We start from the raw sequence: 13,968 nt of genomic DNA, 5'->3' as shown, positions 1-13,968 counted from the left end.
GCATGTTCCGCAAACTGCCCGCCAACCTCATCCCGACCGAGGAAAGCCCCGGCCTCCGGGTCCGCGGCGGCACGCAATACAGCCGCTCGCAGGGTGACTACGTATGCGGCAGCTGCGGTGCCGAGGATCACGCCAATGGCGACAACGACGTCAAGGCCCTGGTCGACGACTACACCGACAACCACGGCCCCGCCCACCGACGGAGGGGCCGGCGATGAGTACCGCGTTGCGGGTCCTGGACCTGTTCTCCTGCGCCGGTGGTGCTGCCATGGGCTATCACCGCGCCGGGTACACGGTCGACGGATGCGACCTGGCCGACCGCCCGAACTACCCCTTTCCGCAGCACCGGGGTGACGCCCTGGAATACCTCGCCCGCCTGATCGACACGGGTGACATCAAGCGGTACATCCTCGTGCACGCCTCGCCGCCCTGCCAGAACAAGTGTGGTCTGACCGTGGGCACGAACGCCTCGCAGGGTTGGGGAGGCACACACGAGGACCTAGTGGCCCCCACCCGGAAACTCCTCGACGCCACTGGGCTGCCCTACGTGATGGAACAGCCCAACGGCCGTGCGGAGATCCGCAAGGACCTCACTCTGTGCGGCGAGATGTTCGGGCTCGGCGTGCTGCGCCATCGCAACTTCGAACTCGGCCGCTGGGCCACCGCCAAGCCGGCTCACCCCCCCCACCGGGGCTACGTGCGCGGTCACCGCCACGGCGTACGACGGGAAGGCCCCTACGTCGCCGCGTACGGCAAGGGCGGCGGCAAGGCCACCGTCCCCGAGATGCAACAGGCCATGCAGATCACCTGGACCGACGTCCACGAGGAACTCACCGAGGCGATCCCGCCCGCCTACACCTGTTGGATCGGCACCGCCTTCCTGACCGCACGCCAGGAGGTCTTCGCGTGACCGACACCGCCACCATGGCGGGCCTGGACCCGGCCACCCTCGCCGACGTGCTGAGGCTGGCCGGGTCCCCCGGCTTCGACCGCATCCAAGACCAAATCCGCCGCACCGGCGGCTGCTCCGACCCCATCCATCTCCAGGGCTCGACCGTCACCCGCGACAAGGCCACCGGCCACGTCCTGCACCACTACGCCACGGACACCGAACCCGGCGGCTGGCTCCGCATCGCTTGCGGCAACCGGCGCGCGTCCCGCTGCCCTTCCTGCGCCTGGACCTACGCGGGCGACACCTACCACCTGATCCGCGCCGGGCTCATCGGTGACCCGGCCAAGGGCACCCCGCACACCATCCGCGATCACCCCCGGGTCTTCGCCACCCTGACCGCCCCGTCCTTCGGCCCGGTCCACAACCGCCCCGGGAACCGGCCCTGCCGCTGCGGCACCCGCCACACCGAGGACGCACCCCAACTCGGCACACCCCTCGACCCGGACACCTACGACTACGCCGGCGCCGTGTTGTGGAACAACCACGCATCCGACCTGTGGCGCTACTTCTCGATCTACCTCCGCCGCGAGATCGCCCGCCGCGCCGGCCTCACGCAGAAGGACGCACGCGAACAGTCCCGGGTCTCCTTCGGCAAGGTCGCGGAGTACCAGAAGCGCGGGGCCGTGCACTTCCATGCCGTGATCCGCTTCGACGGACCCGATGGCCCCGACGATCCGCCCCCGGCGTGGGCAACCCTCGATCTCCTCACCGACGCGATCCATGCCGCCGCTGCCCGCGTTGTGGTCGACGTCGCCCCGGCCGGTGACCAGCCCGCCCGAACCCTGCGCTGGGGCACTCAACTCGACGTCCAGCCGATCGGCGCCTTCGGCCACGGCGAGGAGATCACCGAACAGGCCGTCGCCTCCTACGTCGCCAAGTACGCCACCAAAGCAGCCGAGACCACCGGCACCGTTGACCGCCGCATCGGCAACAAAGAGGCCCTGGCCCTCCTCGGTGTGCCCGACCATCCAGCCCGGCTGATCTCGGCTTGCCTCGACCTCCACCCGCTCTACCCGGACCGCAAGCTCCGCGACTGGGCCCACATGCTCGGCTTCCGCGGCCACTTCTCCACCAAGTCCCGCCGCTACTCCACCACCCTCGGGGCGCTCCGCCAGACACGCGCCGACTACCGAGCCGCCCAGCAACGCGAAGCCCTCGGCCTGCCCGACCCCGACGCTCCGGAGGCAACCACCCTGACCCTCGCCCACTGGACCTACGCCGGCCACGGCTACACCCCCGGTGAGTCCTGGCTCGCCGCCAACATCGCTCGTGACCTGCGCCTGAACCGGGAGACGGCACGCGAAGCACTCGCCGACCTGGACCACATGGACGACATGGAGGCCTGGACATGAAGCGCTCGCTGCCCGATCGCTACCTGACCCCTGTCGACCTGGCCGATCTCCTCGGCGTCCCGGTCGAGACCGTCTACCAGTGGCGCCGCAAGCAGACCGGACCGCGTGGCTTCCGCGTCGGCCGGCACCTCCGCTTCGATCCCGAAGACGTCCGCGTCTGGGTCGAATCCCAGATGGAAAGGGCCGCCTGATGGCCGGACACATCCAAGACCGCTGGTTAAAGACCGAGCCGGGACCGGACGGCAAGACCGTGAAGGTCAAGACCGACCGCTTCGGCGTCGGCCTCCGCTATCGCGCCCGCTACATAGGGCCGGACGGCTCCGAGAAGTCCAAGAGCTTCCCGGACAAGCAGAAGCGCAAGGCGGAACAGTGGCTCGTCAACATCGAAGCGGACATGTCGCGCGGTGACTACGTCAGCCCGGACGCTGGCAGGGTCACGTTCGAGCAGTACGCCACGGAGTGGATGACTACGCAGATCACGGACCCTCTGACGCGGGAGTCTGTCGAGAGCCGGTTGAAGCTCCATGCGATCCCTCACCTGGGTACGCGGCCGATCGGTTCATTCACCCCGTCGCATCTCCGTCTGTGGCTGCGCACCTTGGAGGATCGAGGGCTGTCGGCCGGGTACCGGCGCGGGATCTTCGCGCACGTCTCCACGGTTTTCACGGCTGCCGTGGAGGACCGGGTCATTCGTGAGAACCCGTGCAGGGCCCGATCGGTGCGGGCTCCTCGTCTCGAGCCTCGCAAGGTCAAGCCTTGGCCCGCCGAGCGAGTGATAGGGGTGCGTGCGGCTCTGCCGGAGAGCTACCAAGCTCTCGTGAATGTCGCCGCCGGATGCGGTCTGCGGCAGGGGGAAGTCTTCGGCCTGGCCGTGGAGGACGTGGACTTCCTCGGTGGGGTGATGCACGTGGTCCGGCAGGTCAAGCTGCTGCAACGTCATCGGGCGGTGTTCGCTCCGCCCAAGGGAGGCAAGGAACGTGACGTGCCTCTGCCTGAGTCGGTGGCCTTCGCGCTGGCTGCGCATCTGAAGCGTCACCCGGCCGTGAAGGTCACCTTGCCGTGGAAGACGCTCGACGGTCCTCCGGTGACGGCATCGCTGATCTTCACCGGCTCCATGGGCCTGGCCCTCGATCGGAACCGCTTCAACGATCGAGTGTGGCGGCCGGCGCTTCGGGCAGCGGGCGTGGAGACCGGGCGGGACAACGGCATGCACGCGCTGAGGCACTTCTACGCCTCGGTGCTCCTGGACGCGGGGGAGAGCATCAAGGCTCTCAGCGAGTACCTGGGCCACCATGACCCCGGCTTCACCCTGCGCACGTACACGCACCTGATGCCGTCCAGCGGGACCCGAACCCGGGCCGCCGTGGACCGCGTCTTTCAGGACGTTGACCCTGCGGAAGACGGCCCGGAGACGGCCCAGGGGCAGTCTTAGGCGTCTGACCTGCGGTTATCTCAGTAGCCGAAGTCCTGCGTCCACCAGGGGCCGCCTGAGCCGAGGTGGACACCGACGCCCAGGGTCTTGAAGTCGCAGTTCAGGATGTTCGCCCTGTGGCCGGGGCTGTTCATCCAGGCTTCCATGACCGCGGCCGCGTCCGCCTGGCCGCGGGCTATGTTCTCGCCGCCCAGGCCGGCTATCCCGGCCTTCGCCGCCCGGTCCCACGGGGTGGCCCCGTCGGGATCGGTGTGGTCGAAGAAGCCGCGCGCGGCCATGTCGTCGCTGAACGTCGCGGCGAGGTCCGACAGGGCGCTGTTGGCGGAGACGGCACTGCAGCCGACCTTGGCCCGCTCCTCGTTGACCAGCTTCAGCACCTCGGCCGCGGCCTGCGTCTCGGCCGAGACCGTCACCGGGGACTCGGACTTCTGCGGCGCTTCGGTCGCTGTCTTCTTCGACTTGGACGGAGTGGTTTCCGGCTTCTTGGAAGGCGTGGTCCGCGGCTTCTCGGTGGCCGTCCTGGTCGGCGCCGCCGACGGGGCGGAGGCCGAGGCGGAGGCGGAGGCGGAGGCGGAGGAAGGAGCCGATGACGAGGGCGGGGCGGCGGGCGAGGCCGCCCGGCCGGCGTCGCGGCTGGTCGACGTGGAGCCGCGTTCGGAGTCGGCGGAGCCGGACGTGCCGCCCTGCTCGGAGGCCGAGTTGCTCGGGGAGCCTGCGGCCTGCACCTTGTCGGCCGGGCCGCCGCCGCCGAGCTGGTAGTTGTCGAGACCGGGCACCACGCCCGTGGCCACGGCGACGGTGCCGAGCGCGACCGCCGCGGAGACGCCCAGCAGGCCCGTCTTGACCGGCGTGGCGACCTTCCTCTTGCGGCGGCGGCCCGCGACCGGTCCGGCCGGGCCGGTCCGCAGCGCACCGCCGTCGGGCCGGAAGCCGTCCACCGCGAACACCGCGGTGTCGGCGTGGGCGTACTCGTCACCCGCGGTGGCGAACAGGTAATCCTGACTCCTGGCGACGGAGTCGGCGTAGGCCTCCGGGTTCAGATACGGAGCGATGCCCATCGTCGGGCGGTTGCCCGTGTGCTCGTCCCGTGATGTGTGACTGTCCGCGTGCGAGCCGTGCGTCTGTGTGACCCCCGTGGCGCGGCTCGTGGCGGCGCGGCCGGCGGCGGAGCGTCGGTGGCGTCCCATGTCCTTGCCTTCCTCGTCCAAGCGGTGTTCTCGGCGGTCGGCCGGAGTGCTGGGGCGACGTGCGCCTCCTGCTCCCTCTGGTCGACCTGACTCACCCGATCGAGTGAGTTTCATATGAGAATCATTGGGTCGGGACGGTACCGCATGGCTCTGAGTGAGGAAGTGCTCCGAGCGACTTTGCCCGGTTAGGTTGCACCCATGAGCGAGGATGTACGGCTGGTCGCCTGGGTGCGTGGACACGTCCAGGGCGTGGGTTTCCGCTGGTTCACAAGGGCGAAGGCTCTGGAGATCGGCGGCCTGAGTGGTTTTGCTCTCAATTTGGCCGACGGACGGGTCCAGGTCGTCGCGGAGGGGGCTCGCGAGAGCTGTGAGGGACTGCTCGGCTGGCTCCTCGGTGACGACACGCCCGGGCGCGTGGACGGCGTCACAGAGATATGGGACACACCGCGGGGCGGCTACGACGGCTTCGCGATCCGCTGAGCAATCCGTGCGAAACGCCGCCGCACGCGTGCCGAAACATGCCGGCGGCAACTGCCCCCAGCAGAAAGTTGCAGGTGGTTGCCAAGAATCGCTTGCAGTGGGAGGCTCCCCACGCAAGGATGATCGCCACGCCCTGAGGGCCCCGCAGGAGTCGCAGCGCCGCCGTTCGAGCCGCGCGCCACCGGGTCGCCCGCCAATACGGGGCGTGATCGTGTTGACCGTCAAACTTTTTGGTGAGACGCTGAAAGCACCCCGCGCACCTCAGCTGTTTGGCATGGATGAACGGCAGCACCAACAAGATCCTGTCAAGCACCGCGGGTGCGAATCCCTCCGACCCACACCGCTTCGGTCGGTCACTCATTGTGGAGGACCATCCATCATGGCAAAGGCGCTTCTCGGTTACGTCGGCGGCTCCGACCCGCGACTCCTCGCCGAGATGCGACGGCTCCAGCAGCGTGTACAGGATCTGGAATCCGAGCTCGGACGGATCCAGGCCGAGAACGACGCGCTGACGGCTGCCGCTTCTCACGAATCGCTTCTGGAGAGCATCGACGCACGCCAGGCGGAGCCTGCGCTCACCTGATCGCTGCACCGCTGCACAACGGCACACGCAGTGGTCGGGCGGCTCGTCTCAACCGCGTCGGACCGCTAAGTTGTCAGAGTTTGCAAGGGACGCTTCGGCGTCCCTTCTTTCTTTCCCCCGTCTTCGCTGCCGCCGCCCCCGCTGTTTTGCTCCCCCGTGCACCCTCTCAGTCTCTTAACGTTTGGTGTGCCCTGCGCGTTCATGGGTGAAACCGCGGGTTCATGGAGTGAGACACCCCCGGAAGGTAGAGTCCAGCGCCGTGCACCTCAAGGCCCTGACCCTGCGGGGGTTCAAGTCGTTCGCCTCTGCGACCACGCTCAGGTTCGAACCGGGGATCACCTGTGTCGTCGGGCCGAACGGCTCGGGCAAGTCCAACGTCGTCGACGCGCTCAGCTGGGTCATGGGCGAGCAGGGCGCCAAGTCGCTGCGCGGCGGGAAGATGGAGGACGTCATCTTCGCCGGCACCACCGGCCGCCCTCCGCTGGGCCGCGCGGAGGTGTCCCTGACCATCGACAACTCCGACGGGGCGCTGCCCATCGAGTACGCCGAGGTCACCATCACGCGGATCATGTTCCGCAACGGCGGCAGCGAATACCAGATCAACGGCGACACCTGCCGGCTCCTCGACATCCAGGACCTGCTGTCCGACTCCGGCATCGGCCGTGAGATGCACGTGATCGTCGGCCAGGGCCAGCTCGACTCCGTCCTGCACGCCGACCCCATGGGCCGCCGCGCCTTCATCGAGGAGGCCGCGGGCGTCCTCAAGCACCGCAAGCGCAAGGAGAAAGCGCTCAGGAAACTGGACGCGATGCAGGCGAACCTCGCGCGCGTGCAGGATCTGACCGACGAACTGCGGCGCCAGCTCAAGCCCCTCGGCCGTCAGGCCGCCGTCGCCCGCCGCGCCGCCGTCATCCAGGCCGATCTGCGCGACGCCCGCCTGCGCCTCCTCGCCGACGATCTCGTAACTCTGCGTGAGGCCCTGAGGGGAGAGGTCGCCGACGAGGCTGCCCTCAAGGAGCGCAAGGAAGCCGCCGAGCAGGACCTGCGCAAGGCCCTCCAGCGGGAGGCACTGCTCGAGGACGAGGTCCGCAGGCTCGCACCGCGCCTCCAGCGCGCCCAGCAGACCTGGTACGAGCTGTCCCAGCTCGCCGAACGCGTCCGCGGCACGATCTCGCTCGCCGACGCGCGCGTGAAGAGCGCCACCTCCGCGCCGCCCGAGGAGCGCCGCGGCCGCGACCCCGAGGACATGGAACGCGAGGCCGCCCGCGTCCGCGAGCAGGAGGCCGAACTGGAGGCCGCCCTGGAAGCGGCCCAGCACGCGCTGGACGACACCGTCGCCCACCGTGCCGACCTGGAGCGGGAGCTCGCCCTCGAGGAACGGCGGCTGAAGGACGTCGCCCGGGCCATCGCCGACCGCCGCGAGGGCCTGGCCCGGCTGGGCGGCCAGGTCAACGCGGCACGCTCGCGCGCTGCCTCCGCCCGGGCCGAGATCGACCGGCTGGCCGCCGCCCGCGACGAGGCCCAGGAACGGGCCGTCACCGCGCAGGAGGAGTACGAGACGCTCAAGGCGGAGGTCGACGGCCTCGACGCCGATGACCAGGAGCTCGGCGAGCGGCACGAGACGGCCAGGCACCGGCTCGCCGAGGCGGAGGCCGCCCTCACCGCCGCCCGCGAGGCGGCCACGGCGGCCGAACGCAGCCGCGCCGCGACCCGGGCCCGTCACGAGGCCCTGGCCATGGGCCTGCGCCGCAAGGACGGCACGGGCGCGCTGCTCGGCGCACGGGACCGGCTGAACGGCCTGCTGGGCCCGGCGGCCGAACTGCTCACGGTGACGCAGGGGTACGAGGTCGCGCTCGCGGCGGCTTTCGGGGCGGCGGCGGACGCACTCGCCGTGACCACCCCGTCCGCCGCCGCCGAGGCGATCCGCCTTCTGCGCAAGCAGGACGGGGGGCGGGCCGCGCTGCTGCTGAGCGGTGCTCCGGACGACGTACCCCAGGAGCCGCAGGAGACCGACGGGCCGCGTCACGCCGCCGATCTCGTTCGGGCCCCCGCCGAACTCCTGCCCGCCGTACGGCGACTCCTGCGGGGGATCGTCGTCGTCGGCACGCTGGAGGACGCCGAGGATCTCGTCTACGCCCGCCCCGAGCTCACCGCCGTCACCGCCGAGGGCGACCTGCTGAGCGCACACTTCGCGCACGGCGGGTCCGCCGGCGCGCCCAGCCTGCTGGAGGTGCAGGCGTCCGTGGACGAGGCCGCCGCCGAGCTCGAGGAGCTGGCCGTGCGCTGCGAGGAGCTGACCGGGGCGCAGCAGGCGGCCGGGGAGCGGCGCAGGGAGTGCGCCGCGCTCGTCGAGGAACTGGGGGAGCGGCGGCGGGCCGCCGACCGGGAGAAGTCGGCCGTGGCCCAGCAGCTCGGGCGGCTCGCGGGACAGGCGCGGGGCGCCGCCGGTGAGGCCGAGCGGTCCACGGCGGCCGCGGCGCGGGCGCAGGACGCGCTGGACCGGGCCGTCGAGGAGGCGGAGGAGCTCGCCGAACGGCTGGCCGTCGCCGAGGAGATGCCGGTCGAGGAGGAGCCCGACACCTCCGCGCGGGACCGGCTGGCCGCCGACGGGGCCAACGCCCGGCAGACCGAGATGGAGGCCCGGCTCCAGGTCCGTACGCACGAGGAGCGGGTGAAGGGGCTGTCCGGACGTGCCGACTCGCTGGACCGGGCCGCGCGAGCGGAACGAGAGGCACGCGCGCGTGCCGAACAGCGGCAGGCACGGCTGCGTCACGAGGCCGCCGTCGCGGAGGCCGTGGCCTCCGGCGCGCGGCAGCTGCTCGCGCACGTCGAGGTGTCCGTCGGGCGGGCCGAGGCGGAGCGGGTCGCCGCCGACGCGGCCAAGGCGCGGCGCGAGCAGGAGCTGTCCGCCGCCCGCACCGCCGGACGCGACCTCAAGGCCGAACTCGACAAGCTGACGGACTCCGTCCACCGGGGCGAGGTGCTCGGGGCCGAGAAGCGGATGCGGATCGAGCAACTGGAGACCAAGGCGCTGGAGGAGCTCGGGGTGGAGCCCGCGGGACTCGTCTCCGAGTACGGGCCGCACCAGCCGGTGCCGCCCTCGCCGCCCGCCGAGGGAGAGGTGCTGCCGGAGGATCCCGAGGACCCGCGCAACCAGCCGAGGCGGTTCCTGCGGGCCGAGCAGGAGAAGCGGCTGAAGGCGGCCGAACGCGCCTATCAGCAGCTCGGCAAGGTGAACCCGCTGGCCCTGGAGGAGTTCTCCGCGCTGGAGGAGCGTCACAAGTTCCTCAGCGAGCAGCTGGAGGACCTCAAGAAGACCCGCACCGACCTCCTTCAGGTGGTGAAGGAGGTCGACGAGCGGGTCGAGCAGGTCTTCACCGAGGCGTTCCGGGACACCGCCCAGCAGTTCGAGGGCGTGTTCGGACGGCTCTTCCCGGGTGGCGAGGGACGGCTGATCCTGACCGACCCCGACAACATGCTCACCACGGGCGTCGACGTGGAGGCCCGTCCGCCGGGCAAGAAGGTCAAGCGGCTCAGCCTGCTCTCAGGCGGCGAGCGGTCGCTGACGGCCGTCGCCATGCTGGTGGCCATCTTCAAGGCCCGGCCCAGCCCGTTCTACGTCATGGACGAGGTCGAGGCCGCTCTCGACGACACCAACCTCCAGCGGCTGATCCGCATCATGGAGGAGCTTCAGGAGTCCTCGCAGCTGATCGTGATCACGCACCAGAAGCGCACGATGGAGGTCGCCGACGCGCTGTACGGCGTCTCCATGCAGGGCGACGGTGTGTCGAAGGTCATCAGCCAGCGCCTGCGCTGAAACGCCCGTGGCGGGGTAACCGGAGTAAAGCTCCGAGCGTCTCTTCAAGAGTTGAACACATTTCCTGCACGCACGCACTGAAGGGTCACAGTCACCCCCTCTTGACTTCGACACTTGAAGGAATAGTCTCGGCACCGTTGCTTTTACCTTCAGGTACCACCTATCTGGAGCGGTTGATCCCGTCGGCGGCGTTGCCGACGGCCCGAGGAGTTGAACGTGACCAGCACAGAGCAGGCACACAAGTCAGGAGCCGGCACGGCTCATCCCGATCATCTCGGGCACGTCATCTTCATCGCGGCGGCGGCCGCGATGGGCGGCTTCCTCTTCGGCTACGACAGCTCCGTCATCAACGGCGCCGTCGAGGCCATCCGGGACCGCTACGACGTCGGTTCCGCGGCCCTGGCACAGGTCATCGCCATCGCCCTGATCGGCTGCGCCATCGGAGCCGCGACCGCCGGCCGCATGGCCGACCGCATCGGCCGCATCCGGGTCATGCAGATCGCCGCCGTGCTGTTCACCGTCAGCGCCGTCGGCTCGGCCCTGCCCTTCTCCCTCTGGGACTTCGCCCTGTGGCGGGTCGTCGGCGGCTTCGCCATCGGCATGGCCTCCGTGATCGGCCCCGCCTACATCGCGGAGGTCGCCCCGCCCGCCTACCGCGGCCGCCTCGGCTCCTTCCAGCAGGCCGCGATCGTCATCGGCATCGCGATCTCGCAGCTGGTCAACTGGGGTCTGCTGAACTCCGCGGGCGGCGACCAGCGCGGCAAGCTCATGGGCCTGGAGGCCTGGCAGGTCATGCTGGGCGTCATGGTGGTCCCGGCGGTCCTCTACGGCCTGCTCTCCTTCGCCATCCCCGAGTCCCCGCGCTTCCTGATCTCCGTCGGCAAGCGCGAGCGCGCCCGCGGCATCCTCGAAGAGGTCGAGGGTGACAGGATCGACCTGGACGCCCGCGTCGCCGAGATCGAGCACGCGATGAAGAGCGAGCACAAGTCCACGTTCAAGGACCTGCTCGGCGGCTCCTTCTTCTTCAAGCCGATCGTCTGGGTCGGTATCGGCCTGTCGGTCTTCCAGCAGTTCGTCGGCATCAACGTCGCGTTCTACTACTCCTCGACGCTGTGGCAGTCGGTCGGCGTAGACCCGACGGACTCGTTCTTCTACTCCTTCACGACGTCCATCATCAACATCATCGGCACCGTGATCGCGATGATCTTCGTGGACCGCGTCGGCCGCAGGCCGCTCGCCCTCATCGGATCCGTCGGCATGGTCGTCGGCCTCGCACTGGAGGCCTGGGCGTTCTCCTTCGACCTGGTCGACGGCAAACTGCCGGCCACGCAGGGCTGGATCGCCCTGATCGCCGCCCACGTCTTCGTCCTCTTCTTCGCCCTGTCCTGGGGCGTGGTCGTCTGGGTCTTCCTCGGCGAGATGTTCCCCAACCGGATCCGTGCCGCCGCCCTCGGCGTGGCCGCCTCCGCGCAGTGGATCGCCAACTGGGCCATCACCGCGAGCTTCCCGTCGCTGGCCGACTGGAACCTCTCCGCGACCTATGTGATCTACACGGTCTTCGCCGCGCTCTCCATCCCGTTCGTCCTGAAGTACGTCAAGGAGACGAAGGGCAAGGCGCTGGAGGAGATGGGCTGAGCCTCCCCAGGAGGCCCCTGAACCCGAGGAGCCGGGCCAGTCCCCGCCGCCCCCTTCTCGGCCCCCGTGGAACGTGCAGCCCCGGCTCAGCCGAGCCGGGGCAGCACGTTCTCGCAGAACAGCCGCAGACCGCGCCACCCCTCCGCCGTCGGCATCCCGCCCGCCAGCGGATGCAGCACGAGGCTGTCGAGCCCCTGCTCCACGCACTCGTCCGGCGTCAGGATCCGGTAGACCCCCTCGGCCCGCAGTTCCCGGACGCTGCCCGCCGCCGACCGCACCGCCGAACGGATCTCACCCGACTGCCAGGAGGCGTACGTCCGCGCCTCGTGCAGGAAGTGTTCGCCGTACTCGGCCCACGCCCGGTCGGGATCCTCGGCGATGTGCAGCAGCGGGGTCTCGGCCGCGGGCATCATCGTCCAGCCCTCCGTCCCGTACTCCACGAGCCGCTCCTTGTAGTACGCCTCCAGCTCCGGAAGGTGCGCGCTCGGGAAGAAGGGCAGGCCGAACCGGGCGGCCCGGCGGGCGGCTGCCTCGGAGGAACCGCCGACCAGCAGCAGGGGGTGCGGCTCGGAGGACGGGCGCGGGGTGACCCGTACCGTACGGCCCCGGTACGCGAACTCCTCGCCGGTCCACGCCTTGAGCAGGGTGTCGAGCAGCTCGTCCTGGAGCCGCCCGCGCCGCTTCCAGTCCACTCCCGCCCGCTCGTACTCCTCGGGCCGGTACCCGATCCCGGCGACCGTGACCAGCCGGCCGCCGCTCAGCAGGTCGAGGACCGCGATGTCCTCGGCCAGCCGCAGCGGGTCGTGCAGCGGGCCGATCACCGCCGAGACCGTGACCGCGAGCCGCCGGGTCGCGCCGAGCACGGCGCCCGCGAAGGCGAACGGCGAGGGCAGCCAGTTGTTCTCGGCTCCGTGGTGCTCCTCGGTCTGCACGGTCGTGACCCCGCACTCGTCGGCGTACGCGGCCATCTCCAGAGCGGCCCGGTAACGACGCCCGAGCTCGGCGGGGGTCGCACCGGGCGCGACGAGATTGAAACGGACGACGGTGACGGGCATGGAGGAGCCCCCTTCGCCGGGCGGGTGGATGCCGATGCGGGAGGACGTTAGCTGACACCTCGTCAGGTAACCAGGGGTAGCGCACGGTCGGAGAGGAGGGGACGTTCGCCGCCGTTCGCCCGGGCTGCCGCCCGCCTCGGCGGGAGGGGGGTCACGCATACTGGCCTTGTTATGGAAACCGTCATCCTTGCTGTAGTCATCGCCGTGGTCGTGCTCGGTGTGCTGGGCGGTCTCGTCGTCGGCAGCCGACGGACGAAGTCGCTGCCGCCACCGCCCCCCACCGCGCCCGACATCACCGCCCCGCCGGCCGAGCCCCAGGTCGGCGACGAGGCCGAGACGCCGCGCGACGAACCGCGCCGCACCATCGAGGAGGTGGATCTTCCCGACGGCTCCTCGACCGGCACCGCCGTCGAGGAGCCCCCCGTCGTCGAGGCTCCGGGGATCGAGATCCCGGAACCCACCGAGGGGCGGCTGGTCCGCCTCCGCGCCCGCCTGTCCCGCTCCCAGAACGCCCTCGGCAAGGGCCTGCTCACGCTGCTCTCGCGCGAGCACCTCGACGAGGACACCTGGGAGGAGATCGAGGACACCCTGCTCACCGCCGACGTCGGTGTGCAGCCCACCCAGGAGCTGGTCGAGCGGCTGCGTGAGCGCGTCAAGGTGCTCGGCACCCGCACCCCCGAGGAGCTGCGCGGCCTGCTCCGCGATGAGCTGCTCAAGCTGGTCGGCACCGAGGTCGACCGCACCGTGCGGACCGAGCCCGCGGAGCGCAAGCCGGGCATCGTGATGGTCGTCGGGGTCAACGGCACCGGCAAGACCACCACCACGGGCAAGCTCGCGCGCGTGCTGGTGGCCGACGGGCGCACTGTCGTCCTCGGCGCCGCCGACACCTTCCGGGCCGCGGCGGCCGACCAGCTCCAGACCTGGGGCGAGCGCGTCGGCGCCCACACCGTGCGCGGACCCGAGGCCGGCGACCCCGCCTCCGTCGCGTTCGACGCGGTGAAGGAGGGCAAGGAGATGGGGGTGGACGTCGTCCTCATCGACACCGCCGGGCGGCTGCACACCAAGACCGGGCTCATGGACGAGCTCGGCAAGGTCAAGCGGGTCGTCGAGAAGCACGCGCCGCTCGACGAGGTACTGCTCGTCCTCGACGCCACCACCGGGCAGAACGGGCTCGTCCAGGCACGAGTCTTCGCCGAGGTCGTGGACATCACCGGCATCGTCCTGACCAAGCTGGACGGTACGGCGAAGGGCGGCATCGTGGTCGCGGTCCAGCGCGAGCTGGGCGTCCCGGTCAAACTGATCGGACTCGGCGAGGGCGCGGACGACCTGGCGCCGTTCGAGCCGGAGGCGTTCGTCGACGCCCTGATCGGGGACTGACCAGCCTGCCGTCACACGTGTTACGGACGCGAGCAGCGCCCGCCCCAGGTGCAGTGGGAGCGGGCGCTGCCGCATTTCGTGCCCGGACCACGCCGCCG

Annotated in this window: 12 protein-coding genes; 10 read left to right on the top strand and 2 right to left on the bottom strand. The window is 70.5% G+C overall.

Annotation, left to right across the window (positions count from 1 at the left end):
* The first annotated feature begins 2 nt into the window (after window positions 1–2).
* The 5 genes from OHS71_RS12735 to OHS71_RS12715 are packed head-to-tail and all read left to right on the top strand — an operon-like array spanning window position 3 to window position 3,736.
* Window positions 3–218 carry a hypothetical protein gene (locus OHS71_RS12735; protein WP_328479503.1) on the top strand — a complete coding sequence of 72 codons (216 nt, stop codon included), beginning with the start codon at window positions 3–5 and terminating at the stop codon, window positions 216–218.
* Entirely contained in the window at window positions 215–910 is a 696-nt protein-coding gene (locus OHS71_RS12730; protein ID WP_328479502.1) for a DNA methylase, read from the top strand. The genes OHS71_RS12735 and OHS71_RS12730 overlap by 4 nt, the downstream gene beginning before the upstream one ends.
* Complete coding sequence (gene repSA / locus OHS71_RS12725) at window positions 907–2,304, top strand: replication initiator protein RepSA (protein ID WP_328479501.1); 1,398 nt, start codon at window positions 907–909, stop codon at window positions 2,302–2,304. The genes OHS71_RS12730 and repSA overlap by 4 nt, the downstream gene beginning before the upstream one ends.
* The gene (locus OHS71_RS12720; protein WP_070390434.1) at window positions 2,301–2,495 is read left to right on the top strand and encodes a helix-turn-helix domain-containing protein; all 195 of its coding nucleotides are present in this window, start codon (window positions 2,301–2,303) and stop codon (window positions 2,493–2,495) included. The genes repSA and OHS71_RS12720 overlap by 4 nt, the downstream gene beginning before the upstream one ends.
* The gene (locus OHS71_RS12715; RefSeq protein ID WP_328479500.1) at window positions 2,495–3,736 is read left to right on the top strand and encodes a tyrosine-type recombinase/integrase; all 1,242 of its coding nucleotides are present in this window, start codon (window positions 2,495–2,497) and stop codon (window positions 3,734–3,736) included. Before OHS71_RS12720 ends, OHS71_RS12715 begins: the two co-directional genes overlap by 1 nt.
* 20 nt (window positions 3,737–3,756) lie before the next feature.
* Here OHS71_RS12715 and OHS71_RS12710 read toward each other — a convergent pair whose 3' ends face one another.
* Window positions 3,757–4,923, bottom strand: a complete 1,167-nt coding sequence (locus OHS71_RS12710) for a CAP domain-containing protein (protein WP_328479499.1) — start codon at window positions 4,921–4,923, stop codon at window positions 3,757–3,759.
* Window positions 4,924–5,121: 198 nt separating this feature from the next.
* Here OHS71_RS12710 and OHS71_RS12705 point away from each other — a divergent pair, with 198 nt between their 5' ends.
* The 4 genes from OHS71_RS12705 (at window position 5,122) to OHS71_RS12690 (ending at window position 11,438) form a co-directional block, all read left to right on the top strand.
* Complete coding sequence (locus OHS71_RS12705; RefSeq protein ID WP_328479498.1) at window positions 5,122–5,403, top strand: acylphosphatase; 282 nt, start codon at window positions 5,122–5,124, stop codon at window positions 5,401–5,403.
* A 379-nt stretch (window positions 5,404–5,782) separates the two neighbouring features.
* Complete coding sequence (locus tag OHS71_RS12700; protein WP_020128723.1) at window positions 5,783–5,986, top strand: hypothetical protein; 204 nt, start codon at window positions 5,783–5,785, stop codon at window positions 5,984–5,986.
* A gap of 259 nt (window positions 5,987–6,245) precedes the next feature.
* The gene (gene smc, locus OHS71_RS12695; RefSeq protein ID WP_328479497.1) at window positions 6,246–9,803 is read left to right on the top strand and encodes a chromosome segregation protein SMC; all 3,558 of its coding nucleotides are present in this window, start codon (window positions 6,246–6,248) and stop codon (window positions 9,801–9,803) included.
* 216 nt (window positions 9,804–10,019) lie between these two features.
* Window positions 10,020–11,438 carry a sugar porter family MFS transporter gene (locus tag OHS71_RS12690; protein WP_328479496.1) on the top strand — a complete coding sequence of 473 codons (1,419 nt, stop codon included), beginning with the start codon at window positions 10,020–10,022 and terminating at the stop codon, window positions 11,436–11,438.
* 86 nt (window positions 11,439–11,524) lie between these two features.
* Here OHS71_RS12690 and OHS71_RS12685 read toward each other — a convergent pair whose 3' ends face one another.
* Window positions 11,525–12,493, bottom strand: a complete 969-nt coding sequence (locus OHS71_RS12685; protein WP_328479495.1) for an LLM class flavin-dependent oxidoreductase — start codon at window positions 12,491–12,493, stop codon at window positions 11,525–11,527.
* 171 nt (window positions 12,494–12,664) lie between these two features.
* Between OHS71_RS12685 and ftsY the strand changes: the two genes are divergently transcribed.
* The gene (ftsY, locus tag OHS71_RS12680) at window positions 12,665–13,870 is read left to right on the top strand and encodes a signal recognition particle-docking protein FtsY (RefSeq protein WP_328479494.1); all 1,206 of its coding nucleotides are present in this window, start codon (window positions 12,665–12,667) and stop codon (window positions 13,868–13,870) included.
* The last annotated feature ends 98 nt before the right edge of the window (window positions 13,871–13,968 follow it).

The organism is Streptomyces sp. NBC_00377 (assembly GCF_036075115.1).
Lineage (GTDB): Bacteria > Actinomycetota > Actinomycetes > Streptomycetales > Streptomycetaceae > Streptomyces.
Note: the sequence above shows the minus strand (reverse complement) of the source record. Positions and strands in the feature narration are given on the sequence as shown.